The organism is Botrimarina hoheduenensis (genome assembly GCF_007859815.1).
GTDB classification, from domain to species: Bacteria; Planctomycetota; Planctomycetia; order Pirellulales; family Lacipirellulaceae; genus Botrimarina; species Botrimarina hoheduenensis.
The window spans coordinates 25,326-51,286 of the sequence record NZ_SJPH01000003.1; the positions used below are offsets into that span (position 1 = coordinate 25,326).

16 protein-coding genes are annotated in these 25,961 nt (G+C 64.1%); 6 read left to right on the plus strand and 10 right to left on the minus strand.

The genetic code is table 11. The features are described 5' to 3' along the window. Window positions 1-9: 9 nt before the first annotated feature. The 5 genes from Pla111_RS07355 to Pla111_RS07375 all read right to left on the minus strand — a co-directional run bounded on the left by Pla111_RS07355 (window position 10) and on the right by Pla111_RS07375 (window position 10,734). The gene (locus tag Pla111_RS07355; RefSeq protein WP_146572905.1) at window positions 10-1,359 is read right to left on the minus strand and encodes a hypothetical protein; all 1,350 of its coding nucleotides are present in this window, start codon (window positions 1,357-1,359) and stop codon (window positions 10-12) included. Window positions 1,360-1,362: 3 nt separating this feature from the next. Continuing rightward, window positions 1,363-5,013, minus strand: coding sequence for a hypothetical protein (locus tag Pla111_RS07360; RefSeq protein WP_146572907.1), 3,651 nt, complete (start codon window positions 5,011-5,013; stop codon window positions 1,363-1,365). A 160-nt stretch (window positions 5,014-5,173) separates the two neighbouring features. Then, complete coding sequence (locus tag Pla111_RS07365; protein ID WP_146572909.1) at window positions 5,174-7,459, minus strand: biotin/lipoyl-binding protein; 2,286 nt, start codon at window positions 7,457-7,459, stop codon at window positions 5,174-5,176. Window positions 7,460-7,502: 43 nt separating this feature from the next. Next, entirely contained in the window at window positions 7,503-8,516 is a 1,014-nt protein-coding gene (locus Pla111_RS07370) for an efflux RND transporter periplasmic adaptor subunit (protein ID WP_197524847.1), read from the minus strand. 85 nt (window positions 8,517-8,601) lie between these two features. Further along, entirely contained in the window at window positions 8,602-10,734 is a 2,133-nt protein-coding gene (locus tag Pla111_RS07375; protein ID WP_146572913.1) for an efflux RND transporter periplasmic adaptor subunit, read from the minus strand. Between the two features lie 265 nt (window positions 10,735-10,999). Here Pla111_RS07375 and infA point away from each other — a divergent pair, with 265 nt between their 5' ends. The 4 genes from infA to Pla111_RS07395 all read left to right on the plus strand — a co-directional run bounded on the left by infA (window position 11,000) and on the right by Pla111_RS07395 (window position 16,934). Beyond that, the gene (infA, locus tag Pla111_RS07380) at window positions 11,000-11,233 is read left to right on the plus strand and encodes a translation initiation factor IF-1 (RefSeq protein WP_146572915.1); all 234 of its coding nucleotides are present in this window, start codon (window positions 11,000-11,002) and stop codon (window positions 11,231-11,233) included. Window positions 11,234-11,659: 426 nt separating this feature from the next. Beyond that, window positions 11,660-13,438 (plus strand): hypothetical protein, encoded by a 1,779-nt coding sequence (locus Pla111_RS07385; RefSeq protein WP_146572917.1) that lies wholly within the window; start codon window positions 11,660-11,662, stop codon window positions 13,436-13,438. A gap of 171 nt (window positions 13,439-13,609) precedes the next feature. Then, window positions 13,610-14,953 carry a diaminopimelate decarboxylase gene (gene lysA, locus Pla111_RS07390; RefSeq protein WP_146572919.1) on the plus strand — a complete coding sequence of 448 codons (1,344 nt, stop codon included), beginning with the start codon at window positions 13,610-13,612 and terminating at the stop codon, window positions 14,951-14,953. Window positions 14,954-15,035: 82 nt separating this feature from the next. After that, window positions 15,036-16,934, plus strand: a complete 1,899-nt coding sequence (locus Pla111_RS07395; RefSeq protein WP_146572921.1) for a DNA methyltransferase — start codon at window positions 15,036-15,038, stop codon at window positions 16,932-16,934. A gap of 41 nt (window positions 16,935-16,975) precedes the next feature. On the opposite strand, the gene Pla111_RS07400 is transcribed toward Pla111_RS07395, so the two are convergent. Continuing rightward, a complete protein-coding gene (locus Pla111_RS07400; RefSeq protein WP_146572923.1) occupies window positions 16,976-17,491 on the minus strand; it encodes a helix-turn-helix domain-containing protein in 516 nt (171 codons plus the stop codon). A 156-nt stretch (window positions 17,492-17,647) separates the two neighbouring features. Beyond that, window positions 17,648-18,763 carry a hypothetical protein gene (locus Pla111_RS07405; protein ID WP_146572925.1) on the minus strand — a complete coding sequence of 372 codons (1,116 nt, stop codon included), beginning with the start codon at window positions 18,761-18,763 and terminating at the stop codon, window positions 17,648-17,650. Window positions 18,764-19,019: 256 nt separating this feature from the next. Between Pla111_RS07405 and Pla111_RS07410 the strand changes: the two genes are divergently transcribed. Continuing rightward, window positions 19,020-20,444: a flavin-containing monooxygenase gene (locus Pla111_RS07410; RefSeq protein ID WP_146572928.1), complete on the plus strand. Its 1,425-nt coding sequence runs from the start codon at window positions 19,020-19,022 to the stop codon at window positions 20,442-20,444. On the opposite strand, the gene Pla111_RS07415 is transcribed toward Pla111_RS07410, so the two are convergent. Next, window positions 20,426-21,163: an MBL fold metallo-hydrolase gene (locus tag Pla111_RS07415; protein ID WP_146572930.1), complete on the minus strand. Its 738-nt coding sequence runs from the start codon at window positions 21,161-21,163 to the stop codon at window positions 20,426-20,428. The two genes, Pla111_RS07410 and Pla111_RS07415, sit on opposite strands and share 19 nt — an antisense overlap. Window positions 21,164-21,376: 213 nt before the next feature. Between Pla111_RS07415 and Pla111_RS07420 the strand changes: the two genes are divergently transcribed. Then, window positions 21,377-22,441 carry an extracellular solute-binding protein gene (locus Pla111_RS07420; protein WP_197524848.1) on the plus strand — a complete coding sequence of 355 codons (1,065 nt, stop codon included), beginning with the start codon at window positions 21,377-21,379 and terminating at the stop codon, window positions 22,439-22,441. Between the two features lie 107 nt (window positions 22,442-22,548). On the opposite strand, the gene Pla111_RS07425 is transcribed toward Pla111_RS07420, so the two are convergent. Beyond that, window positions 22,549-23,784: a PEP-CTERM sorting domain-containing protein gene (locus tag Pla111_RS07425; protein ID WP_197524849.1), complete on the minus strand. Its 1,236-nt coding sequence runs from the start codon at window positions 23,782-23,784 to the stop codon at window positions 22,549-22,551. A gap of 559 nt (window positions 23,785-24,343) precedes the next feature. After that, window positions 24,344-25,822 carry a DEAD/DEAH box helicase gene (locus Pla111_RS07430; RefSeq protein WP_231930812.1) on the minus strand — a complete coding sequence of 493 codons (1,479 nt, stop codon included), beginning with the start codon at window positions 25,820-25,822 and terminating at the stop codon, window positions 24,344-24,346. Window positions 25,823-25,961: the final 139 nt, after the last annotated feature.

Below are 25,961 nucleotides of genomic sequence, written 5' to 3' on the forward strand. Positions count from 1 at the left end.
TCCGATGTGTTAGTCTCGGCGATACCGAGCGGGTTGTCGAGCGCCCTGGGCGTGGATCTGGACGCGGTATTGGCCCTCGTTCTCGGCTAATTGGTTGGGCGTGTCGTTCGCCCGCAGATACAGCGGTCCGCCGCGTTCTGCGACGAAGCTGCCAGAAACGCCGAGCGGGATTGCACGCAGTAGCCCGTTGGGCCCCCCTCCGACGGCAGCCGCTAACTCGCCGATCGGCCTGCCGGCGTGGTAAGCGAGCGTCACCCCCTGGGGCTCGCAGGGCCAGGGTTCGCCCGTGGGCTCGCGACCGATGACGCATCTACCGCTCGCCTCGAACCGATAGGTTGTTCCAGGTACCGCAAGAACGCCTGTCGGTTGCCAGCCCCGATCGGCCCGAACGACCACCTGACGCGATTGCTCCGCCGCGAGCGGTGTGGACTCAACCAGGTCGATCGCCTCACGCTCAATATCGTGCCCGTAGCAGAGCGTGCCGACAAACAGCCGCCACTCTTGTTCGAGCAAACGGCGATCCTCCGCAAAGGCACGGTCGAAGCGGGCGGCGAAATCGTCGGCACGCACCTCGTTAGCCAGCGCCCGAAACCGTTCTTGGTAACGCGGGTGGGTATCGAGCAGCTTTGCCAGCGCCCACACCCACGCGTACTCGGTCGGGCTCATGGGGGTTCGGTTATCGAGCTTGCGCACCGCATCGAGCGGTCGCAACGAGCGGCGATCGGCTACGGCATCGGCTACGGCATCGTTCAGAAGCCCGACACGCCCCCAGTCGGGGGCCGCAGCACGGCTCGCGGGGAACACCGCCAGACTCAACCGCTTGAGCTGGGGATCCCAGGCGTGGGTGCCTAAAAGCTCGGCGATCCCCTCCATGTACCACCCGGGCCCGCAACCGCCGAGTTCGGTCAGCATGTAGGCGTGCGTTGCTTCGTGCAGCACGAGGTGCCGGCGATAGTAGTCGGTCGGTTGCTCACGCACCCAAGTGCGGCTGCCCAACGCCAAACCGTTGGCAAAGTCACGGCGCCCGTCCGGCATTAGACCGGCGGACTCGAAGCGTGCCTCTTCAGCAATCAAGCACAGACGCACCCGCCAGGGGTTTTCTTGATCTTGCCGCGCGGAGCCGAATCGCGCTTCCCATTGCGGAACCGCTCGGTCGATCACAATCGGCAAGCTGTCGATCGCCTCGGACGAGGGAAGATCGGTAATCAGCTCGGCGTGGCGGCTCGCCAGGACACGGAGACCCGAGCGGCCGACGGCCCGCTCATCAACCGGCTCGAAGGGCGGCCAAACAAGCGCCCTCTGGCACCAGACCGGCGACGCCAACAGCACGAAGAACAGCAGTAAACCTAATTGACGCATGGGCTAACGCGGCTGGAGCAGCCCCCGCAACAGCCCATCAATCGCCCCGGCGGCAGCGGATTGGAGCAGTTCACGCGAGATCTGTTGGAACGCTTGGCGATCGATCTGCGGCTGCTTGAAGGTTCCCCGCACCGGGATATCAATCGAACGGCCCCGGAGCCCGCCCAGCAGCACGGGCCGACGCTGAATCCACTCTTCCTGGATCGGAACTTGCAGCAACAGATCGAGTGTTTCATCGATACCGACCGAGCCCTCGGACTTGACCAGGGCATCTCCGACCAAGAACTCCAAGCCGCGGTGATAGACGCGGCCTTCGGCCATTGTGAACTCGATCGAGCGGTCGCTCATGGTGAGGATCGGGCGCTCGTTCGAGGCCGCCACTCCTTCCACGCCATCGCGAACCACGCCGCGGATCTGCCGCACAAGCGACACCATCTCAGCGATCGAAGGGCCCGGGAGAACTTGCACCGAATGCACGTCGAGCACGCCACGGACGCGGCTGAGCTTGGGATCGTCGAGCGGCGTGCGGGCCTCGGCCAGCGCGATGGAAAACCGTCCGTCCGCACGGGTCGCATCTGCCAGCACCGGGGCGATGTACTTCAGCACCCGCTCCGAAACCTTCTGCGAGATGGCCACCTGCGTCACGAGCGGCCCCGGTGCCACCTCGGCATAGCGGGGCGTCGGAGCCAAGCGTGCCGCGGCCTGGGTCGTGAGCCGGCCGGTATCGCCGATCTGGACGTCGATCGGATCAACGCGCAGCAAGCCTGCGCGGAGCGTCGCGATCACCTTGCCCGGTCCGACCGCTAAGCCAAACAGATCGGCCCCCTGCCAGGGTGCCTCGAGCCGGCCCGTGAGTCGCTCGATCCCTGGAGCGCCTGCCGCAACCGAGGGGGCCCCCGCCGCGCCGGGAGGAGCCGGAAGCGACTGGTCGCCTGCTGGCGGGTCATCGCTGGAAATCTCGAAGCGGGCCGTATCACGACCGACCAAGCGAACGCTGTCGGCAAGCTGGGGCCAGAGCACCGGTGAAAGCCGCTCCAGATCGTAGTTCACTCCGCCGTTGACGCGCACGCCTGCAAGCTGCTCAAGATCCTCGATGCGCCCCGCGACCGAACCGGTAAGCGTGGGCGAGTTGATCCGCAGCTCTTGCAGTTCGAGCGACATCCGCTTGGTCCCGTCGGCACGGCGGCCGGGTTGCAGGAGCGCGTCGCTCTGAGCTTCGAGCTGTACCTCACGCCACAGGTCTTCCAGATTTGTGCCCGCTACGCGCGTCAGCCCGAGGTTCTCGCCGGTCGCCCGCACCTTGAGTAGCGTTCCCTCGGGGATGCCACGAAGTGTCGCCTTGCCGACAATCGCGCCGTCGGCGAGCACGTCTCCCGACTGCGGCCGCTCGGCCTGCCAACGAGAGAGGCGTGCCAGATCGCCCCGAAAGCTAACCTCACCCCGCCAGCTCTCAGCGGCACCGGGCGTGACCTCGAGGTTGCGCGCGCTCAGCGCGATTGTCGAGCTTTGCAGACGCGCCTCGCGGGTTTTTACACGCCCCGTGGTGGTGTCCCACTCGGCGTCGGCAACCAGCTCGACAAGGGGTTCGCGCGCAACCAGGGTCGCCGGTTGGGAGGGGTCCGGCGTCGGTGCCACAACCAGATCGGTCAGCACCACTTTGATCGGGTCTGCGCGACCACGCGTTGTGCCCATCTGGCCCTCGACCGAGGCTTCAACCCTGCCCTGCAGGCCGAGCGCTTCAGGGGTTGGCAGATCGGTTTGCAACAGCCGGGCACGACGCAACCAAGTGACCAAGTCACCGGTCAGGTTTCCGCGATAGCTTCGCGCCTCGTTGGCCTGTGCGGCTGGCAAGAGTTCGAACCGCAGCGTGTCTCCTTCGGCTGTTAGCTCGCCTCGTGCCGATGACGGCGTCAAACTTGTAGCCGAGGACGCACCGCCCACATCGAACACCAAATCGCGCTCGCGGGCGAGCGGTCGATCGGCGGCCCCCACCAGCAAATCCTTGAGCCCTCCCTTGGCTGACCACTGAACGCCCTGAGTCTCGGTCTGACGCCACCGGAACTGGGCGTCGCCGCGACCAGCGAGCCGCCACGCGCCGAGGTCAAGAAACTCGCCCAGGTCGGTCGCCAGCTTGGCCAAGTCAAAGCTCGCTTGCCCCTGGATCTCCGTGGCGTCGCCGTGGGCTCCCGCGGTCAGGAACCGCGATTGACAGTCGAGCGCTTGAAGCTGCCATCCGCGCAAGGGAGCCGTGGTGTCGATCGCCGGTGGCCCCGTGGCGTTAGCGATCATCTTGATCGGCGTCCGCCAGGCGAGCGGTCCCTCAGGCGAGCTGCCGACAAAACCTTCCGAGTTGGCTTCGAGCACGATCGTCGTGTTGTTCCCGGGACGCGCAACATCGAACTTTGCGGTGATCAGTCCCTGATCGATTTGCACCCCCTGCCGAACACTCAACACACCCGGTGCCAGCGCCGCAAGCCGCGCCAAATCAATCTGCATTCGCCCGCGCAGTGCCGAGGGTACGACCGTCACCCCCTGTTGCCAGTTGGCCCCGTCCGCAGCGGTCACGGTTCCGGTGAGATCAGCCCTCACAAAATCGATCGCGGGGCTTAGCTTGACAATCTGTAACCGGTCGTCGCCGGCGGCAAACTCCCAGGGGACCGCCATCTTCTTCAGCCGCACCAGCTGGCCCCGCGAAGCGTTGCCCTGGAACGCGCCTTCATCGACCGCGATCTCTCCCCGGCTCCGCCAGCCGCAAGCGAGTGCCCAGCCAAGCGGGTTGTCTTGCAGCGCGGGGGCCGTCGGCACCGGACGCCAGACCATCTCGCCGCCACCGTTGATCACACCAGCCAGCCGTGCCGCAGCGTCATGCCGGCGCAGCGCCAGCCCCAGCACCGTAGCCGAGACGCCTCGCACGCTGAATACAGCGCGTTGCTCGGCGGCGGTGTTCGGTTCCGCACCGGTAATGTCGAGCGCAAACTCGCCGCGCGGTCCGTCCACCGGTGCCATCCCACCACGAATCTGTGCGGTCATCGCGCCGGTGCTGGCGATCACCACGCGAGCCTCGATCGCCTCCGCTTGCCAGCGTTCGCCGGTCGCCGCATCGGCCAGTCGGACGACCCCTTCGCTGAGCGTTAAATCCAGTGGACGCTGAACACGACCGGCGGGGGGTACGGGCGGTTGATCGGAGGGAGGCTGTGCAGGTTTGCGCGCGGCGGTAATTCGCTGGGTCAGCGCCTCAAGCGTGCTGCCCGCGGGGGTGAACGTGGCGTACAGCAGCGGCTTTGAGATCTTCAGTGCGATCGGGGCCGAACCGATGAACGAGGTCCAACCGCCCGTTGCCTCGATCCGCTCGGCGGAGGCGATCAGCTCGCCGTCGGGGTCGCGTAGCTCGACCCCGGTCAGCGCTAGCGGGCCGGTCCAACCAACGACACTCCCCTTTGCGCTGAGCTTGCCCACTTCGCTCGGAACCACGGTTGCTAGCAACCGATTGTGAGCCGCCGTTGTCGCGACGAGCGTCGGGGCCGCTACCAGCAACCCGAGAATCGTCACCAGTGCGATCAGCCAGCCGCGACGGATCTTCGCCCGGCGCGTCTTCCCACGGCACGGCTTCGCGCAGCGGTACGCGGCGCGGCGGGAAGAGGTTAAGTAAGGCATGCGAAGACCTGCGGTGACGCGGGGACGACTCGGATGCCGATTCTACGGCTCGGGTCCCGCGGGAGCTACCGCGACGATACTGGCACCACACTGGCACCACGCTGGCACCACACTGGCACCACGCTGGCACCACACTAGGGCCACGGGCTTCGCTGGAGACTCACAGGTCGAAATTGACCGTTCTTGCCAGATACCGATAGAGACGGCGGCCGACCGTCATCGGCTCGATCTCGATCTTGGCTTCGCCCAACAAGCCGACACGCAGCCGCTCGTGAGCAGCACGGGCGGGTTCAGGAAGTTGCTCGTAAGCGGCAAGCGGTGCCACCGCCTGAAAGTGGGGCATGATCGGCTTCGGCCTGCCGGTGGCATCCATCTGCGTGAGGATCGCGCCGCCTTGGAGGCTGGAGAGACGCGGCGGGGTTGCTGGCATCTCATCGTCGGCAATCTGCTTAAGTCGGCTGACGTACTCGCGATCGGTGGATTGATTGAGCAGCAAACGGACACGCTGCCCGGTCCTCACTAACTCGATCTCTTCTTGGTCAATCGCCAGCCGCGCTTCCAGGGCCATCGGATCCCCCACGCGGCAGAAGTGGTCTCCCGCTTCGAGCGTGGCCCCGACGTTCTGCTCGTCGAGCGGCGTGCCGTGCCAGCCGGTCAGCTGTTTCGCATCGGTCTCACGAGGAGTGACATAGTCGGGGGCCATGACGACTCCGGCGCGCGGAGCACGCAGCTCAAGCCGGGCCGCGTCTTCACGCTGCTTGACAAGTTGCCGACGGCTTGAAGCCAGGCTCTCTTGCAGTTGGGCCATTCGCGACGTGGCGCGTGAATCGCCGTAGCTGATCGTTTCAAATGCGCGCAGCTCGGCTTGGTCCGCGGCGATCTGGCCTTCGATCCGGGTAAGCGTTAACAGCGTCTCGGGGTTTTCGAGTCGGGCGAGCAGCTGGCCTTCTTCGACCCTATCCCCCGGCCGTACCAGCACATCGCGCAGCACACCGGGCGATTCGGCGTAGACGTTCGCGGTGGCGCTGGGGTCGGGATGGATCTCAAACGGACAGAAGACGTAGGCGGGCAGCGGAACCAACACCGCCGCCGCAATCAGCGCGGCTAGCAACAGCCCCGTCACAACAACCGGCGTACGTTTCACCTTCGAAAGCCTCCCGGGCACACTGAGGAACTTGTAGACCTTCCAGAGCGGCTGACCCAGCAGCCCCCACAACGCCATCAACGCCAGGGCCTGACCGAAGATCTTCAGCCCGTAAGGCTCGAGCACCTGATTCAAGAAGTACAGGATCGAGAACACCACCACCCAGCGATACACGGCCGCCGCAACGGTGTACAGCGCGAACATCCCCTTGTTGCGTTGCGGAAGGAAGGGGTCCTCGGGTTGCTCCAGCCCCAGGCACCACTCCGACAGCTTACGGGTGAGAATCTGCGTGGCCTTCTGGCGGAGGTTGGGCACCTCCATCAGGTCGCTCAAAATGTAGTAGCCGTCGTACTTCAGCAGCGGGTTGGCGTTGAACAGAATCGTGCTGACCGAGCTAACGAACATAATGTTCAGGCACAGGTAGTTCAGCAGCCCGGGCTCGGTGAACCACCAGATGAACGTACAGATCGAGGCGAGCACGACCTCTACGTACATGCCCGCTGCTCCGATCGCGGCCCGATGCCACTTGTTGGGCAGCATCCACGAATCGCTGACGTTGCAATACAAACACGGCGTCAGCACGAGCAGCATGACGCCCATTTCGTGGCACTCGCCGCCGAAGTGCTTGCAAGAGAGGCCGTGCCCAAACTCGTGGAGCACTTTCGTGACCCCCAGCACCGCGCCCAAGAGCAACCAATTCTCCCAGCCGCGGTCGGTAAAGAACGCGTCGAACGACGGCAGCTTCGCACGGAACACGTCGAACTCAACCGCCACGAGCGTCGCCGCTGCGAGCGTCAAGCAACAGCACAGCACAAATACCGGTGTGGAAAAAAACCACCGCACGGGAGGCAACGCGTACAGATAGTTCAGCAGCCAGTCCGGATCGATCCCCTTGAAGCGAATCGACAGCACATTGGACAGCTTGCCGAGCAGCTCTTTGCGTTCGCGCTCATCGCGGAGCTTCTTGAGTTGCTCGCCCTGCCCCGCCGCGTCGGCAATCACCAGACCGCTGCGGTGCAACGTGCCGATAAACTGTTGCAGCTCTTCGGTACGGATGGTCTGCGGCGGGAACTCCGCCTCGAACCGATCCGCGATCTCCTCCAGGCTCGACTCGCCGTCGAGCATCCGCAAGATCGCGAACTCTTCTTCTTCAAAACGGAAGTACTGCAAGGCCACGGGGTCTTTGACAACCCAGTACTGTCGCCCTTGGTAGCGGTGTTTGCGCGCCGAAAGATCGGGCCGCACGCGGATCGGCATCCGCCGCGACTCGCTCGAAACCAGGCTATCCGCGAGCGTCGCCATGAATCTTAGCGGAGGCGGTTAGAACAGAGCGGAAAGAGCATGATCACTTGGCGGGGGCCCGGCGATCACCAACCTGCGACTCGCCACCGGTGCCCAAGTGAATGGTCATGGTGGTGGGCAGCTTGGGCTGGAGCAACCAGCGCCCCTTCACTTGTCGGTTCGCGACCTCGGCTCGCACCCGATAGCGATAACGTTTGCCCATCGGCTGGGCGCGGGGGTCCACGTGGACGATCCGACCGGTTGCCTCGTGGACCCGGCCACGGCCGGCGGTCACCTCGACCGTCACTTCACAGCCATCGATCTCGCCAGGATCGTACTCGTCAAAGTACAAGAAGCCGTCGATCTTTAGCGTATCGAGTTGCGCGATGCGTACGATCGGCTCGCCGGGTTGAACCCATTCTTGCTCGTCGCGGAGCACCTCCAGCACAACCCCCGTAAACGGCGCGAGCACGCGGCGTTTATCTACTGCGATCTGCGCCGCATCGAGCTCCGCCTGCTTTGTGTCCGCATCTAGCTTAGCAAGGATCCGGTCTTTCTCGGCCTTCTCGATCGCCAGCTTCGAACGGTCGTACTCGAGCTTTGCTTTGCGTCGCTCGTTTTCAGTCGTCGATTTATTCACGCGCAGGTGTGCCTGCTCCATTTCTTGCCAGTCTTCTCGTGCCACTGCCGCGGCGGCGCGCGAGTAAACGATCTCGATATCGTCTTCCGCGCGTGCGTCGGCGGCCCGCTTGCCGTACTGGGCGATTCGGTAGCCTTGTCGCACGTCACGGTCATCAACCTGAGCGATCAGCTGCTCAGCCTCGACGAGATCGCCCTCTTTGACTCCGAGAAAAACGAGAACGCCCGACTCTTCTCCCGGCACCTCGACGTCGTACAAGAAGTCGATCAAACACTTTTCAATCCGCGGATCAGCGCGGTCGGCGTTGTTGTTCGGCTGCGCGGAAAGCGGCTCACGCGGCCACGCCTGGTAATCCTGCTGCGCAGAAAGCAGTGTCGCGTTCAGCAAGCCCGTTGCGATCAGGGCGAGCGGTGTGAAGCGTATTGCAGGGATTCTCATATCGGGCGGAGCACCGACACCGCGCGAACGGCACCGGAACATCGAAGGGGACGGGAGGCGGGCAGCGTCTAAGTGGCCTGAGACGCTAAAGTCGAAAGAGCACCTTCGCACGAATAAAATCGATCAGGTCATGAAGATAAGCGTAAGCCAAGCTGCGCTTGCCGCAGGTCACTTTTGCCTTGACCTCGGCACCCACCTTGGGGTCCGGTGCCGCGGCTCGGAACGCCTGTTGGTCGAAGCGGACTTTCAAGAAGACCGTGGTCCCCTCTTCGCCACGCACCTCGGCCGACGCGGCAACGCCGTCGCTGGTAAGAATGCCTTGGAGCTTGGTGTCGGTGCTCGTGGCGAGCAGGAACTCCACCGGCAACTCCCCGCCGGCTTCGCGCAGTGCGGCGTTGATATGGCCCATGCGCTTCTCGGGCATCTCGACCTCAAGGATCCAATCCCCGTCGGGGTTGGCAACCTCGAGCAGCACGTTGCCCCGCTGCACGGGTCGGCCCATGAGCAGCTCTTCGACGTTCCAGGTGATCACCTGCCCGGCGATCGGGCTGACAACGGTCAGCGATTCTTGCTTTTCTTCGAGAAGCTGCTGCTCGGCACGGAGCGTAATGAGCTGCTCCTGAACACGCGCCAACTTGGCGTCTTTGCCCTCCTTCTCAGCGCGCGGCAGATCGGGCTCGAGCAACTCGGTTTGCAGCGTGTCGGCCTCGGTCAACGCCTCCTGGATCTGACCGCGGACGACGGTCAAGTCTTTTTCTAAATCGTTGCTCCGCATCTGCAGAAGCTGCTCGCCCTGCTCGACATGCTGCTCGTGCCGAGCCGTGACCTCGATAACGGTGCCCTCGACCTTAGCGAACACGTTGCGGAGCTCTTCGGGCCGGAGCTTGCCGTCTCCCTCGAGCGTGAAGTCCTTCTGGACGAAGGCAGCGGCGAGCCCCAAACCGACTAGCAGCGCACCGACTGTCAGCGTCTTGGGGAGCGTTCGCCCCCGGAACAGCCAGAGCGCCTTGCCGAGCAACTTCCAGAGGGGCATCAGGAACAGCCCCTCGTGCTCTTGAGCGTTCGCGAGCGCTGTCTCGCTATGGCTGCGGACCACATCCACTCGCTGACGGAAGCCGTCGGGCACCCGGTTGTCGACCATCTGCTCGACAATGATCGCGCCGATCACGCGGGGGGGCTTTGCGCGACGGGCCTCGATCGCTTCGGGAGCCTCGTCTTCTTCACCCCGGCGATCGATCAACGGCAGGATCGCCATAGCTTTGGTGTTCGACTCATCCACGTACGCTTCGACGGCCTTTTCGACCTGCGGAGCGAAATCGGAGGTGTCGCCCGTGTACCACACGTCTTCGCCGGTTCGGGCCACTGCCCGCGCAACCTTCGTGAGCATGGTCGTCACATTCGAGCGCGAGTCGAAGGTGTCCTTGCCACTGATCGCTTGGATCTTGAGTCGGCCGCCATGGCCGGTGGCGACCGTTACGCGGTCGGCACCGATCAAGCGGCGTCCGTCGTTGGCGATCGTGTAGCTGGCCTGACGGATGTCGAGCTGCTCGTGAGCCCGCCGCGTAAACGACTCGAGCTGCTCCCACAGCGACTGTTTGTCGGCCAGGTGCAGCAGCCGCCGCGACCGCAGGTAGTCGCCGGCCAGCTCGCAGCTCTGTTCGAGAAAGCGGAGATAACCCTGCTGGACTTGGGGCCGCGCGCCCGGCCGCTGGAAAACCTCGACCACGCCCTGGGGGCCCTGATCGTTGTGGACCGGGGCGAGCACCAGCAGAAAATCGGTCGCATTGGCGGGGGCCTGGTCGTCCGAGTCGCCCGGCACGATCTGGCCGTCGCTGGAGAAGCCCGAGTGGGGCGCGATCACTTCGCCAGTTTCGCCGTGCAGTACACGGTGCACCAGGCGGCCATGCTGCGATTGGGCGATCGGGTTCTCGATCAGCCCCGTCTGGCGCAGATTGATCTGATAACTGAGCTGCAGCCCGCCCGATTCACTGAGGGTCCAGATGGCACCGCCGACGGCAGCCAAGGCCGCAACGACTTTGTTGAGCAACTCTTCGTAGTAACGATCCTGGCTAATATCGCTGCGTGACAGACCGCCGATCTGCTGCAGAATCGATTGGATCTCGCGTTTCGCACGGGCGACAGCGTCCGCATCGACCCCGGCCCCGGCTGGGGCGGGCGACGCGGGAGGCGGCACACTAGAAGATTCAGAGGCACTCATAAGTAAGTCGATTCTAGAGCAATCCCGCCGCTGGCGCCCGCTAAGAACTGCCAAGGTCGTGGCGGGATTCCTCGACGAAAACTGCCCGAACGGCAGAATCCGCCTAGCCAACCGGCGCCGCCTAGCGGCACAATAGTAGGCTTAGCGTGACTGAGCGTGCGGCTCACGGGGCTGCCAGCAGCCCCCCTGCCTCGCTTACGCCGCGGTTTACCCCCCCACCACCACCGAAATCGATGTGTCCGGGCCAGTTCGCCTGGCCCCCCGTATGGCAAAGCAACAAAAGCAGAAAGAGGAGGCGCTCGAGGTCGAGGGCGTTGTGGTCCAGGCCTTGGCCAACACCCGCTTCCGCGTCGAGATCGACGGCGGTCACCTCGTGAACGCTCACGTCGCGGGTCGGATGCGCAAGCACTTCATCCGGATCGTGCCGGGCGATAAGGTCCGCGTGGAGCTCTCCCCCTACGACCTCACGAAGGGGCGGATCACCTACCGCGAGCGCTAAGCCTCGGCACCGGCAAACCGGCAGAATCCACGTGGCAGCGGCCCGGTGTGATCGTCTTGCTCGCCAGCCGCTCCGCGATGCCGACCCGTCGGCGACCGCAGTTGGACCCCGCTACTGCGCTCCGCTGTGCCAGTAGCCCCAACCATTCAAGCGGCTTGTTTCTCGGACTTGGCACCCAGACTTTGGCACCCAACCGTGTGGGGGCTCAATAAGCAATCGCCCTGGCTACGTGGCAATTATTGGTCCTGGTTGCGTTCCGCAAGCCAGCGTGATGCGTTCGCGGGAACGATCGGGGGGCGGTGCGATCTTGCTTCGCCGGCAAGAACCCGCCACGCTGTGCGAACAGCTTCTTCAGGCGGCAAGTCGATTCTTGACCGCTCGGGGCTGTCTCTCGATTTCTTGATCCTCACCACAGGAGATGCGTCTGTGACCTCTCTGCTCTCGTTGGCTCGCCCGACGCTTTCAGCGGCCACTGCCAGCCGATACGTGGCGTTGGTGGCTTGCGCACTGGTTACTAGCCCGATCTACGCCCAACCAACGGCCCCCGCGGCCGATGGAGCGGACGTCGAAGAAGCCACCGGCCTCCAGACCATCGCCGCTGCCGCCCTGTCGGGTTATCGGCCGCTCATGGAAGACGTGCGGTTCATCGGCAAGCTCGCGGGCTACCCCGGTGCCGCTGATATGGCCGAGGGAATGCTCGCGATGGCAACGCAGGGACTGGGGCTCGAGGGATTGGGGCTCGATGCGTCACGCCCGCTGGGCGTGATCCTGCAGACCGACGGAGCCCAGTTCGTCCCGCTGGGCTGTCTGCCCGTTGCTGACATGGGCCCTGCCATGGACCTGATCGAAGCCACCCAGCTCCCCTACGAGGAACTTGAGGACGGCGTCGTCCAGATCGAGATGCCCGACCGCACGATCTATCTCAAGTCGGTTGGTGACTGGACCTATATCGCGATGTCGCCCGAGGCCTTTGACGCCGCCCCCGCGGACCCGCTGCCGGTGCTAACCGATCTGGTCAAGGACTACGACCTGGGCGTACGAGCCTTCGTCCAGAAGGTGCCGCCGATGTATCGACAGGTGGCGCTCGGTGCCATGCGGAGCGGTATGGAGCAAGGCATGGAACAGCAGGACGGGGAGTCCGACGAAGATTACGAGGCGCGGATCGAACTAGCCGAAGCACAGATCGATCAGCTGAGCGCCCTGATTGAAGAAGTCGACGAGCTCACAATCGGTTGGAATCTGGACGAGAAGAACGAGAACACCTATCTGGACATCGCCATCACCGCGCTGCCCGAAACGGATATGGGGCTCGCGCTCTCGACCTACAACGAATCAAACTCGGCCTTCGCGGGCTTCTTTGATCCGAAAGCCGCTATGGGAATGGTGGGCGCTAGCAAGCTGCCGCCAGAACTGGCTGAGAAGCAACGTGCGCAGACCGAGTCCACAATCGCGGTGCTGCGTAAGCAGATCGAGAAGGGCATCGAAGATCAGAAGGAGTTCGATACGCCCGATGCCCGAGAGAAGCTGCGTTCCGCTGCGACGGATCTGATGGACGCCTACGAGGCGCTCATGAGCGAGGGGCGCACCGACATCGCCGCCACGGTCCATCTGGAGAGTGCCCAGGGGGCTTCGCTCGTGGCGGCGGCTTACGTCCCCACGCCGGACAAGATTGAGTCGGCCTTCAAGACGTTTACCGAGGTCCTGGCGACCAAGCCGGGCTTCCCCGGCGTGGAGTGGGACGCCGACTCTCACGCCGGTATCCGTATGCACCGGTTGTCGATGCCGTTGCCCCCCGAGGCCGCCGCCTCGACGCCGCTGCTGGGCGATAAGATCGAGGTCTCGCTCGGTGTTGGGACCGACGCCGTTTTTATTGCGGCTGGTGCCGATTCCGTTAGCCTGATCAAGGCGGCTTTCGACGACTCACGAGCCCGCGATGGTGAGCCGATGCCGCCGTTTGAGGTCTACGCATCGATCGGTCAGATCATCAAGGCTGTGATGCCGGTCGCCGAGCCCGAGGCGAAACCGGCGATACAGATGGTGCTCGACGCGCTGAAGGATCAGCCCGAGGGAACCGATCACGTTCGTTTCTCCGGCACGAAAATCGAGAAAGGCATCCGCATGCGTTACGAGGCGGAGAGCGGCGTGCTGAAGGCCCTCGCCGCCGCCGCGGTAGCAGCGCAGCAGCAAGCAGCGGGCGGTTTCTGACCGCGGCGTCCTGCTGGTTTGCTTCGTGCCCCCTGAACCCGCACGGGGCTCGCTCGTCCGATAACCCGGTGCGAGCGAGCCCCGTTTGCTTTTCGCCAACCGCCCGGCGGACTACCGTGTCGCTGTAAGCCCGTCACCTTCTGTAAATCTGTCCCGCCTGCCCGACCGCTCATGTCGCTTCCGCCCGATAGCCTGTCGATCGCTTCTAACGCGGGGCCCACATCGCCCTATGTCACACAGATCGCCGGCGTCGCTGTGCCGGCTCTCGCCGAGCGCTTCGGCACGCCTTGCTACGTGTACGACGCCGCGATGATCCGCCAACGGATCGCCGACTTGGCACCGTTCGACACGGTGCGCTACGCCCAAAAAGCCAACTCGAACCTGTCGGTGCTCAGGCTCGTCCGGGGCGCGGGGGTGCTGGTTGACGCCGTCAGCGCGGGAGAGATCGCCCGCGCGCTGGCGGCAGGCTACCAGCCCGGCCCCGGAGACCACGCAGCAGGACAGCCGGCAGAGATCATCTACACGGCCGACATCTTTGATCGTGCATCGCTGGACGCGGTCATCGAACACGATCTGGCAGTCAACTGCGGCTCGCCCGACATGATCGATCAGTACGGCGCGCGCTGCCAACCGCTTGGAAGAAAGCGGGGGGTGACGCTCCGGATCAACCCGGGTTTCGGCCACGGCCACAGCCAGAAGGTGAACACCGGCGGCGAGGGGAGCAAGCACGGTGTGTGGCACGAGCAGATTGAAATGTGCGTTGAGCGTGCCGCCCGCTACGGCCTGACGGTTGAGGGGCTGCACATGCACATCGGATCGGGCACGGACATGGAGCATCTCGGCCGGGTCGCTGACGCGATGCAGGCTTTCGCGCTGCGTGTGGGGCCGAGCGTTCACGCGATCAGCGCTGGCGGCGGGCTTTCTACCCCCTACCGGGGCAACGAACCCCCGGTCGATGTGGCGGCTTACTACTCGCTGTGGGACGCCACGCGGCGTCGGCTGGCCGAGGCGTGGGGCCACGCCGTTGCGCTCGAGATCGAGCCCGGTCGTTACCTGGCCGCTGAAAGCGGCTCGCTGGTGACCGAGGTGCGGGCCGTCAAGCAAATGGGGACCAAGGAATACATCCTGGTAGACGCCGGTTTCAACAACTTGGTACGGCCTGCCATGTACGGTGCTTATCACCCCCTGGCGGTTTGCCCCGCCGAGGGGGTACCTCAACCGTCGGCCGCGCTGGCCTCGTTTGTTGTGGCGGGACCGCTGTGCGAATCCGGCGATATCTTCACCCAGAAGGAAGGGGGCTATGTCGAAGAGCGTTCGCTCGTGCGGCCGCGGGTGGGTGACTACCTGGTCATTGGAGCCGTGGGAGCGTACGGCTACACGATGGCCAGCAACTACAACAGCAAGCCGCTCGTGGCCGAAGTGCTCATCGACGGGGGAGAGCCCCGCCTGATCCGGGCGGCGCAAACGCCGGCAGACCTGCTCCGCGGCGAGACGAGCGAATCCTCGCGAGATTAGCGGGGCAATGCGGCGGGGCTAACCGCGGCGGTGGAGACCGGCGGCGTGACGATCCGCGGGGCGTCCGCTAAGCTAGCACCCCATGACTACCGCCACGCCGTCCGCCGCGTCGTCGGCGTCCGCAGCTCTTCACGACACGACCAGCGACCCCTCTGCCGAGGAGCCGCTCGCCCTGGATCGGATCCACCAAGGTGACTGTGTCGAGCTGCTCTCACGCCTGCCAGATCACTCGATCGATCTGGCATTTGCCGATCCGCCGTTCAACATCGGTTTCAAGTACGACGAGTACGATGATTCGCACCAGGATGAGCACTACCTCGCCTGGTGCGAGCGCTGGATCGCCGAGCTGCAGCGTGTTGTGAAGCCGAGCGGCTCGTTTTGGTTGGCAATCGGCGACGAGTATGCCGCTGAGCTCAAGGTTGCCGCAAAGCGGCAAGGATTCACCCCGCGTAACTGGGTCATCTGGTACTACACCTTCGGGCAGAACTGCCGACGCAAGTTCAATCGCTCGCACGCCCACTTGTTTCACTTTGTGCAAGACGAAGAACAGCACACGTTCAACGCCGAAGACCCCGCCGTGCGGGTCCCCTCGGCCCGGGCGCTGGTGTACGGAGATCGCCGCGCGAATCCCACCGGGCGGCTCCCCGACGACACCTGGATTCTCCGCCCACAGGACCTGCGCGAAGAGCCCGATGCGTTCCAGCCGATGGACGATACGTGGTACTTCAGCCGCGTGGCGGGCACGTTCAAGGAGCGGCAAGGATTTCACGGCTGTCAGATGCCCGAGCAGTTACTCGGGCGGATCGTGCGGACCTGTTCACGCCCCGGGGATTTGGTGTTGGATCCGTTTGCCGGCAGCGGCACGACGCTGGCGGTCGCCAAGAAGCTCGGGCGCCAATTCCTCGGCTTTGAGCTTTCGACCGACTACGCGAAGTATGGCAACCAGCGGATCGAGGCCCTCGACGTCGGAGACGATTTGAACGGGCCGGCCGATCCCGTCGGCAGCGCGCCGACAACCGCCAAAGGACGCCGGCTGAAGGGGCATCCGCTCGTCGGGCCGACAGCGCACACGCCACAGGAAGCGGAAGCCTCGCCGGTAGAAACCACCGCGGCCAGCCTTTCCGCAAAAGAGGCTCCCACGCCCGTTTCGAGCGCTCACGCCAGCGCTGCTCCAACGGCCCCGGTGGGGCTGTCACTGCGTGAGCTCACCGAGCAAGCGCTGATCGAAGCCTTCTCGGCAACGCGCGACGGTGCTTCGGTCGATTGGTTGCTGTGCGATGCCGCTTTGCAATCGCGCTTTCATGCGGACTGCGCCAAGGCCGGGCTCCTCGGGGGGCCTACGGATTGGAATCTTGAGCTGCTGCGGCTCCGTAAGGCCGGTAAGCTGCCTCGGCTGAAGTCGGTCTCGCGTCAAGATTTTTCGTCGGACGAACTCGATCGAGTCGCCTTCGCCGCAGAGATCGCTTGGTGTGAATCGCTGCGCAAGCACGCGGTGGCATCGCTCGACGAGCTTTTCTGCACACCGGATAAAGCGCAAACCTTCGACAAGATCGCCGCCAAGTATGCCGGCTGGCAAGCCGAGAGCGTGACGATCTACCGCTGGGCGGCACTGCGGCTACGCAAGGCACGGCACGCTCTTGCCGAAGAGGCCAAGCGCTATCACTACGTTTTAGCCAGCCGTGAGTTTGAACGCTTCCAGGCTTTTCCTCGCATGCGGGTCAACCGCTACGATGGTCTGGCTGGCCTGTACCTGCTGCGCGAATCCGCGCACAAGCCGGTCTACTTGGGGGAGACCCACGATCTGGGACGCCGGCTCGAAGATCACCGCGGGGCCAAGAGCGGCCTGCGCAAGACCGCACAGGTGGCGGTCATTACGGCTGAGGAGCTGCCCAGCGACGACTATCGCCAACCGCTGTGGGTGGCCCTGGTGCAACGTCACGCCCCGCGGCTCAATCTGGCACCCGTCTCGCTCGATGCCTGATGGTCTACTTGCCCGGTGCCGAGCAACTCAGCAAGCAGCAATCAGCGATTGAGCGTCGCCTTGACGTACAGCGCCTCGATCATGCCGCGTAGCAACTCTGCTTGGTCCGATTCAAGGATCGTTCGCGCCTTGTCGAGTGTCGACCGATTGGCGTTCATCTGTTGGGCCGTTAGAACGACACCTACTTCGGTCATTGGCCCGCCAACGCCGACCCGGCTGGCAAGTTCGCCAAAATCGTGCGGGGTCCAGTCTTCAAAAAGCGACTCATGAGCCTCGACAGCCGCCTCGATCGCTGGGTTCGAGGCGAGGTCGAACTCCGCAACCGCCGCTTCCGCGTCACCCGCAAACAGGTCGTCTGCCGAGACGCCTAGCCCTTCGGCCAAGCGTTTGAGCGTCTTCGCGTGCGGTTTCTTAGCGGCGTGCAAGATGCCGCGGAGAGTCCGGGCGTCGAGTCCCGTCTGCTGACAGACTCCCTCGTAGGTCAAGCCGTCGCGAGCCATCAGCCGCCGCAGATTGTGGGCGACGATCGAGGCTCGGCTACGTGCGGGAAGGGCCACGTCAAACCAGGGGCGAATAGCGTGGGGCGAACCGACTCATAAAGAGAGTCTATGCCTAGGAAACATAGCTTACGCAACGGCTAGCCGCATTTAATTGCGGTCCCTGTTCCCGCGATTCTCGGCGAATGATCCCTCTCCACTGAGGATCTGAAAGGCTTATACGCATTCTTCGGGGAAGAAAAGTGCTTGAACGCCGACCAACGACTCGTGCGCTATCGTCGCGCTAGGGGCAAGGCCCTCGGCGAGTGGTGCCAGCAACCATCTTCCTTCGGGCCACCGTACGGCCGCCATCGCGGCACACTCCTCGAGCAGCTGATAAATCCGCGCCCGGGTCACGCTCAGACGGGCAGCTTGCTGCTTGACCGAGGAGGCTCGTGATCCGGTTGCGAGGCGTTCCGCTGCCACTTGGGCCACTTCCTGGCCCAGGTCGTGGGCGACCTGCTCCAGCAGGGGGGCGATGACCCGCCGCTGCAAATCCTCGGCTCCGACCAAGCGGGGCGATTTATTCGCCAAAACAAGCCAGCGGTTGACCGCCGGTACAAACCGGGGCTGAACAACCACCTCTAAATGCTCGTCAAGCACGGCGGTCGAAAGCGCCTCGTGAACCGCCAAGAAGACTTCGAGGATGGCTTGAACCCGTTTCTCACCGTGCGTCTTCATCTGCCGAACCTCGGCGAGGGTCCGCGTGGCATAGTCGCCCAGGGGCTTCTGCCAGATCACCGACGGCAGCGACTGCAGACACGGGGCGACGCGCCCCAGCACGCAATCGTGCATGCCACCACGCCGAACCGACTCGGTCCACAGGCTCCAAGCCGCCTCCGAAACCTCTGCCAGACGATCCTTCGTGCCAGCGGCGTCCTGCGTGGCATGGCGCGTTGCCGTGGATAGCGCGCCGGGTAATCCAAACGGGGCATGGGGGTCGTGGGCCTTCAGTGCCCGGCGTAACAGATCGAAGAGTCCGAGGATTTTTTTCTGCCCCACGCCAGGCGTTCGCATCAGCACCGCCAGCTCGTCTGCCAGCAGCTCGCGTACCGGTCGGTCCAGCAGCGCCAGCGGCAGCGTTCGATCGGTCGGCAACACCCAGTAAGAGAGCGGCCGATCGAGCCGACCGTCGGCGGGCACCGCAAGCAACGCGCGACGCAAGCGCTCGTAGGTCCCTTCCAGCCGATACCGATCGCCGATGACGCCCTGCGGACGCACGGCAAGCGGGACGCTCGCTGTGGACGGCTGACGGGGGGGAGTCTTCCCGGCTCGGCTTGCTTTGCTCGCCATGGGCTCCCGCTCTGCAATCGGTCTTGCGTGGCATCCTTAGCAAGAATGCGGTGGATAGAGATGTCGGTGCGTGACAGGAAGGGCGGTGGCGTAGGGTGGCCACCAATGACAATTTTCCCGTGCCTGCAATGTCGCTGGGAGAAGCAGATTGTCAACGAGCAGCCTGCCGCACCGAGCCTTATTTGGGTGACGAAAACTGTCACTGGGGTGGGTGCGGGAGTAGCTTCACCCGCCCAGCTCGCGCAAACTGCGCACGATGCCACCCCTCGCCTCCAGCACCGCCGTCCCAGCGCGTCCCCACCTTTCGGGAAGCTCACCGCTATCTGCAACGCTGCGCAACGCTGAGGATCGTTCGGAGCGGGTGCTCGTAATCGGAGCTGGCACCTCGGGCCTCGCCATGGGCAAAGCGCTGCGCGATGCCGGCATCACCTACGACTGTGTCGAACGCGAGCCCGATCTGGGCGGCAACTGGAACATCCGTCTCAACGTCAGCAGTGTCTGCGAATCAACTCACCTCATCTCTTCTAAAAAACTCACGGAGTACCCCGACCACCCGATGCCGGAGAGTTGGCCCGAGTACCCCAGCCAGGGCCTCGTGCTCGAGTACTTGCGGAGCTATGCCGAGCGGTTTGGGCTGCGTGAGTCGATCGAGTTTGGCGTGGGCGTTCGCCACGCCCAGCCGCTTGATCCCCACGGTTGGCTTGTGGAACTCGATGACGGCCGGCTTCGCCGCTACGGTGCCATCGCGATCGCCAACGGCCATAACTGGGACCCCGCTTGGCCCGACTTCCCAGGCGAATTCAGCGGCCTCGCGCTGCATTCCAGCCAGTACAAGTCGCCCGACCTTTTGCAGGGGCGTCGGGTCTTGGTGGTCGGCGGCGGCAACTCGGGCTGCGATCTGGCCGTCGAGAGCGCTCAGCACGCCGCCACCACACGGCTCAGCCTCCGCCGTGGCTACCACTTCTTGCCGAAGTTCTTCCACGGAACGCCGATCGATATCTGCGGCGAACGCCTGCTCCACGCCCGCGTGCCGCTTGCAGTGCGGCGTGCGCTGGCGCACGCGATGGTTTTCTTCCTGCTGGGAACGCGGCGTGGCACGGGCCTGCCGCGGCCCGATCACCGGCTCTTTGAAACGCACCCCACGATCAACTCGCAGCTTTACTACGCCCTGCGGCACGGCGATCTTGCGATCCGGCCGAATATCGAGCAGCTCGAAGGGGACCACGTGCGGTTTGTTGACGGTTCGGTCGAGCCGTTCGATGTGATCCTGTACGCCACCGGATTTCGGTTGTCTTTCCCGTTTCTCGACAGCAAGCACCTTAACTGGTGCGGCGACTCGGCCACCGGCCGACCCGAGCTGTACCTGAACGTGTTCTCCCCTATGCGCGACGACCTGTTTGTTCTGGGTATGATTCAGCCCGATAGCGGGCAGTGGGGTCTTGTGGACCTCCAGTCGCAACTCGTGGCCCGTACGCTCCTCGCGCAGCGAGAAGGGTCACGCTGCTACGAGCGCTTTGTCGATCGCAAGCAGCGGACGAGCGGCTCGGCTTCCATAAGCTATCTCGCGACGCCTCGCCACCGACTGGAAGTCGAGCACTTTTCTTACCGTCGGTTGCTGCGGCGTGAGCTCCGCCGTCTCGGCAAAGCGCCGCACCGAGTGTCTCAAACGTCAATCGTTTGACGGTCAACGCCGTATTCAGCGTTCGGAAACAGCGCGCGGGCCTCGGCCAGTGGCGCTGCATCGTCCGCGGCGCGCGGATCGCGGTGCACCATCACAAGCCGTTTCACGCCGGCGCTGCGAGCGGTTGTCGCGGCTTGGCCCGCGGTGCAGTGGCCGGTGGTGGTCGCGAGTACGGCGAGCGTCCCTTCGAAGTACGCTTCGTGCAACAGCAGATCAACACCGCGGATCGCGTCGAGTGTTGCCGGGCTCGGAGCGGTGGTATCGGTCACCAACGCCAGCGACTTACCGGCGTGATCGACGCGCACGCCAAACGATCCGCCCGGGTGCTCAAGCGGAAACGTGCGTAAGGTCGCCCCGTTGCGGAGCGGCATTACGGCATGGTTCAGGTCCAGAAACTCGTGCACGACGGGCACGGGAAAGAGTTCGGCAGCGAAAAGCGACTCACGCACGGCAGCGTTAACCTCGGCTGCAGCGTGAACACGAACCGTCACGGGCGCGCCGGCGTGAGCTAAGCCCAGCAGCGCCGTCAGGCCCACGATGTGATCGATATGGGCATGCGTGAGGAAGATGTCAAGCTCCGAGGTGGCGATTCGATCGTGCACACGGAAGGCCGCCGTCCCCGCGTCGAGCATCACACCCAACTCAGGCAGCAGCACGCACAGCGTGTGTCGCCGCTCGTTGGGGTGAAAGCCGCCCGACCCCAGAAGCTCGATTCGCATAACTGGCTGATTCCTACTCGCTGCGACAATGAAACGGCTGGGCCCCCGTCCGCGAGGTCAGCGGCGGTGGGTTCGATCGATCGTGACGATCATCGCAGGGCGGGCTGAAGCGGCGTAGGCACCGGCCGCTGCCGAGGCACCGCTAACGCGGGTATGTTGGTGAGCAAAGGTCGGCACTCTGCGGACCGTAGCACACCCTGCCCCCTCAGATCAATGAAGCACCTCACCAGCGCTCGTCGAATCGCCCGGTGGTTCGTCCAAGCCAGTCTGGCGTTGTCCGTTTTGCTAGCCCTTGGCTGCGGAGCGCCCGAGGTGCCCAAGGAAGTGGTCGTATATACGTCGCTCGACGAGGAGTTTTCCAAGCCCATCTTCGCCGCCTACGAGCGCAACACCGGCATCAAGGTTGTTGCCGTCTACGACACCGAATCGACCAAAACCCTCGGGCTAGTCAACCGGCTGATTGCGGAGAAGGACGCCCCGCAGTGCGACCTCTACTGGAACAACGAGATGCTGCACACGCTCCGTCTGAAGCGACTCGGCCTGCTTCGCAAGCAACCACTTGAGTACGCACAAGACTATCCGCGCGAGTATCGATCAAAGGACAACGACTGGTACGGTTTCGCTGCGCGGGCGCGCGTCTTGCTGGTGAACACCGACCAGCTCAAGCGGGCTCGCTGGCCCGACTCAATCGAGGACCTCACCGATCCTCAGTGGGCCGACCGGTGCGGCATCGCAAAGCCGCTGTTCGGCACCACCGCCACGCACGCCGCGTGCCTGCATCACACTTGGGGAGCGGAACGCTTCGAGAAGTTTTTTAAGCGCGTGAAATCGAATTGCCGCATCCTGTCGGGCAACCGACGCGTTGCCAAGGACGTTGCCGAGGGCAAGCTGCTGTTCGGGCTAACCGACACGGACGACGCGATGCTCGAAAAGGAATCCGGCGCACCGGTCGAGATCATCTACCCGGACCAGCTCGGCACGGACGGAGCCGAGGCGCTGGGAGTGCTATTCATCCCCAACAGCCTGGGTTTGATTGCTGGCTCGCCGCAACCCGAGGCGGGGCACGCGATGGCCGAGTTCTTGCTGACGCCGATGGTCGAATGCCGACTGGTTGACGGACCCAGTGCGCAGATCCCGCTGAACAAGAACAGCAACTCCAAGGCACGCGTCAAAACCCCGTCCGAGGTGACGCCGATGAAGGTCGACTGGGAGGCTGCCGCTGAGGGGTGGGACTCTGCCGCAAAGTTCTTGGCGGAAGAGTTCTCGATCGCCCTGTGAGTGGGCAAGCATTGGCTCCTCTCTCGCAACGCAACAACCCGCGGCGTTCCGCCGCGGGTTGTTGGCTTGTTGCCCGGCAACGTTAGCCGAACGGTTAGACAGAGAGGCTAGTCTCGGCGACGCGGCCCGATGACTGCCCCCAGCGCGAGGGCCAGCAGGGCGAGGGATGCGGGCTCGGGAACGACCAGCGCGCCGACAGCTTCGATCGCGTTGATGTCGATCACTCCGTAGCCGCCGTCTACCAGGTTGGGGCTGATAACCAGCGAGCTAAGGGCGTAGGCCTGATCCCAGACGTGCCCGCCGTGGGACAGGAACGACGCTCCCAATCCTCCCAGCGACGCATCGAGAACAAACAGCTCGGATCCGGTCGCGTAATAGCCGTCCGGATCGCTGGGGTCGGGGATCTGGCGGATGCTGAAGATCACCTGGTCTCCCGGTGCGCCGGTGGGATCGCGATCGAACGTATCGATATCTCCAACCACGTCCCGCACCATCAAGGCATCGACGTTGATCGCATTGTTGCCGTCAATGAACGTCGGAAACGGCAGCACGCCTGAACCCACCGGCCCCAACAGCGAGGTGACGGCGGTCACGATCGTCGCGTGCGACAGGTACGGCGTTCCGCTCGCGTTCCAGACGCTCGTGGCAGGCGGACCGCCGACTACGCCGCTGAAGAAATCTACGTCGAGTGAGTACTTGTCGGCATCGCCCGTGATGCCGGGTTCAGGGCCCCACAGCTCGACACCATCGATATCGTCGGGCAGCGGCATGCCATTGATCGCACCTTGGACGGCCCAGACCCCGTGTGTCGAAGGGGGCGCGAAAGCGCCGGCAAGCTCATACGAAAGTTCTCCCGCTCCCCCGATCGGAGCGCCCCCCGACAGAAAGATCGGACCGGCCGAAGGGATCGTCGCCGGGCGGAACCCGCCCGCCGGCGAGTCGTACACACTGATCATGTTGTCGTGCGAGAAGATCAGGTGGGCTCGGTCCGCGCGTAAACTCCGGAAGAGCGCGTCGTTGTGATTGGCAATCGCATCGACTTGGTCATCAGGCGAATAGTTCGGACGGCTTCCTGTGTAGTCCACACCGTCGGTCGTTCCGCCCACACCATCCCACGCAACAACCTGCTGGGGGTCGGGAAGTCCGCCGACGCCCGCGGTGCTGTGATCTCGGTCGTGGGAGTACTCTTTGCCAAAAACTTCAGCGGGTTTCAACAGACCTGGCCCGATCACAGGTATCGCCCCCGGCGGGTTCACAACCGGGGTGTAGGGGATCGTCGCGTTGGCGGTAGCGGCAGTGATCGCTAAACCTGCTGATAGCACCGAGGACACTAAGCTCTTCATCGCATCCGCTCCTTGTGTGGGGAGCTCATCAAGAAGAATGAGCCCGGGGATAAGCTGTCGCGAACGATTGCTCGCGGCACAACGCATCGGCGTCATTACGCTTATCCGCATCTACCAAAGCGACCCGACAGGACCGCGGCGTGATTCCGTCCAGCGGCTACAGCGGCGGCCTTCAAGTGGCAGCACGCTTAGCAGCCCGTAGATTTACTCGTCGGGCTGCGATCCGCAGGAAGCGAATCCAAAACCACGGCCCGAAAAGCCGGGGTTTTGCGAGCCGTGAAGAGCTTGCTCTGAGCTTGGCGTGGTTGAAAAACGCCAGGACGGCTTTTTTCAACAGGCTGCTAGTCAACAGCGCTTGGCAATCTCAACGATGCAACGCGCGCATACCCAAGCCGGCCAAGCCAAGCATGGCATGGCGCTCATCGTGCCCACGACGCACGCGCCTGCCCAAACAAAGAGAAGCACTCAGCCGACACCGTTCGCCGCAGAAAAACCTTGCGCGAACCAACGCACAGCGATTGCTGACAGCCTCGCTTTACCCGTGTGAGTCCGGGAAGTGCTACAGCGCCCGGCGGCGACGCTTGGTGCGTCCGCCAAAGGGTTTGGGCTTGGGAGGTGCAGGAGGCTCGGGGGGCACCGTGTCTCCAGCCGACTCCGACGGCGCGGACGGATCCTGTTCGTCGGTCTGCTCGGCGGCGATGCCGTAGTACCGCACCTGGGCCGGGGCCGACCGCTGAGCTTTACTCGGATCGACCGCCTCGAAGCCTTCGATCGCGTCCTTAAGCAGCACCTTGTTGATGAGCATCTCGATGCGCGTCAGCTCATCGCCTTCCTCGCGCGTGACGAACGTAAAGGCCACGCCCTCGCGGCCCATGCGTCCGGTGCGACCCACCCGGTGCACGTAATCGTCGGACGACTGAGGGATGTCGTAGTTGATGATGTGCGAGATGCCCGTGACGTCGATCCCGCGCCCCACGACGTCGGTCGCGACCAGCAGCCGTACCTCGCCCGCCCGGAACTGCTTCATCACCCGATCGCGAGCCCCCTGGGCCATATCGCCATGGATACAATCCACCCCGAGGTAGCCCTTCTTGCGAAGCCGTTCCTGGACCTTATCGGTGCCCCGCTTGGTGCGACAGAAAACGATCGTCTGCTCCGGCTCCTCGCGATCGATCAGCTTGCAAAGCAGATCGAATTTTCGATTGCCATCGACGGTGAAATAGTGCTGCTCGATCGTATCGACCGACTTGCTCTTGGGCGAGAAGTCGAGCGTTTGTGGCTCGTGCATGTATCGCTCGGCGAGCCGTTTAACGCCGGGGGCCACGGTCGCGGAGAGCAGCAGCGTTTGCCGGCTAGCCGGGCACCGGCGCAGGATCTTCTCAATATCGGGACGAAAGCCGATGTCGAGCATCCGATCCGCCTCGTCGAGCACCACAATCCGCAGGCCACGGAGGTCCAGCGTGCCACGTGAAAGGTGATCGATCACCCGGCCCGGCGTGCCGATCACAACGTCGATGCCGCGTTCTAGCTTGCTGATCTGCGACTTGATCGGCTTGCCACCGTACAGCGCCACACAGCGGCATCGCTTCTTGGCGGCGAGCCGCTCGAACTCGCCGGCAACCTGCACGGCCAGCTCACGCGTCGGCACAAGTGCCAGGGCTTGCGGCGAGCGCTCTTTGCCTTCGTGCTCAAGCAGCGTTTCAATAATGGGGATCGCAAACGACGCGGTCTTGCCGGTGCCGGTGCGGGCCTGCCCCAGCACGTCGCGTCCGGTCAGGGCGATCGGGATCACGCCAGCCTGAACCGGCGAGGGCTTCTCGTAGCCGATCGAGGCGAGCGTCGCTAGCATGTCCTGCGACAGACCGAGCTCGGCAAAACTATCGGCGACCCCCGGCGTTTGGCCCCCCAAGTCCTGGCTCTCTCCAGGCTGATCGGCGAGCTCGTGATCGGGGTTGGTTGCGGCCGAATCATCAGCCGCATCAATAGCATTGGGGGCCGCGCCGTTCTCGGCCGGCGCAGCTTCATCGGAAGGCGACACGCTATGAGGATCCTAGGTTGAGCAGTGGCTGAGAAGCGCCGCCGCTCAACGAGCAGTGCCGCTTCCGAAAGGGGGGCAAACGAGAACTAGAAAAATCTCCGTCGCCGCCCCTGGCCTGGACTCACCCCAGCAACGTGGC

Excerpts from the sequence above, each read along its gene's own strand:
- Pla111_RS07355 (WP_146572905.1), bottom strand. The coding sequence starts at position 1,359 with ATGCGTCAATTAGGTTTACTGCTGTTCTTCGTGCTGTTGGCGTCGCCG.
- Pla111_RS07360 (WP_146572907.1), bottom strand. The coding sequence starts at position 5,013 with ATGCCTTACTTAACCTCTTCCCGCCGCGCCGCGTACCGCTGCGCGAAG.
- Pla111_RS07365 (WP_146572909.1), bottom strand. The coding sequence starts at position 7,459 with ATGGCGACGCTCGCGGATAGCCTGGTTTCGAGCGAGTCGCGGCGGATG.
- Pla111_RS07370 (WP_197524847.1), bottom strand. The coding sequence starts at position 8,516 with ATGAGAATCCCTGCAATACGCTTCACACCGCTCGCCCTGATCGCAACG.
- Pla111_RS07375 (WP_146572913.1), bottom strand. The coding sequence starts at position 10,734 with ATGAGTGCCTCTGAATCTTCTAGTGTGCCGCCTCCCGCGTCGCCCGCC.
- infA (WP_146572915.1), top strand. The coding sequence starts at position 11,000 with ATGGCAAAGCAACAAAAGCAGAAAGAGGAGGCGCTCGAGGTCGAGGGC.
- lysA (WP_146572919.1), top strand. The coding sequence starts at position 13,610 with ATGTCGCTTCCGCCCGATAGCCTGTCGATCGCTTCTAACGCGGGGCCC.
- Pla111_RS07395 (WP_146572921.1), top strand. The coding sequence starts at position 15,036 with ATGACTACCGCCACGCCGTCCGCCGCGTCGTCGGCGTCCGCAGCTCTT.
- Pla111_RS07405 (WP_146572925.1), bottom strand. The coding sequence starts at position 18,763 with ATGGCGAGCAAAGCAAGCCGAGCCGGGAAGACTCCCCCCCGTCAGCCG.
- Pla111_RS07410 (WP_146572928.1), top strand. The coding sequence starts at position 19,020 with ATGCCACCCCTCGCCTCCAGCACCGCCGTCCCAGCGCGTCCCCACCTT.
- Pla111_RS07415 (WP_146572930.1), bottom strand. The coding sequence starts at position 21,163 with ATGCGAATCGAGCTTCTGGGGTCGGGCGGCTTTCACCCCAACGAGCGG.
- Pla111_RS07420 (WP_197524848.1), top strand. The coding sequence starts at position 21,377 with ATGAAGCACCTCACCAGCGCTCGTCGAATCGCCCGGTGGTTCGTCCAA.
- Pla111_RS07425 (WP_197524849.1), bottom strand. The coding sequence starts at position 23,784 with ATGAAGAGCTTAGTGTCCTCGGTGCTATCAGCAGGTTTAGCGATCACT.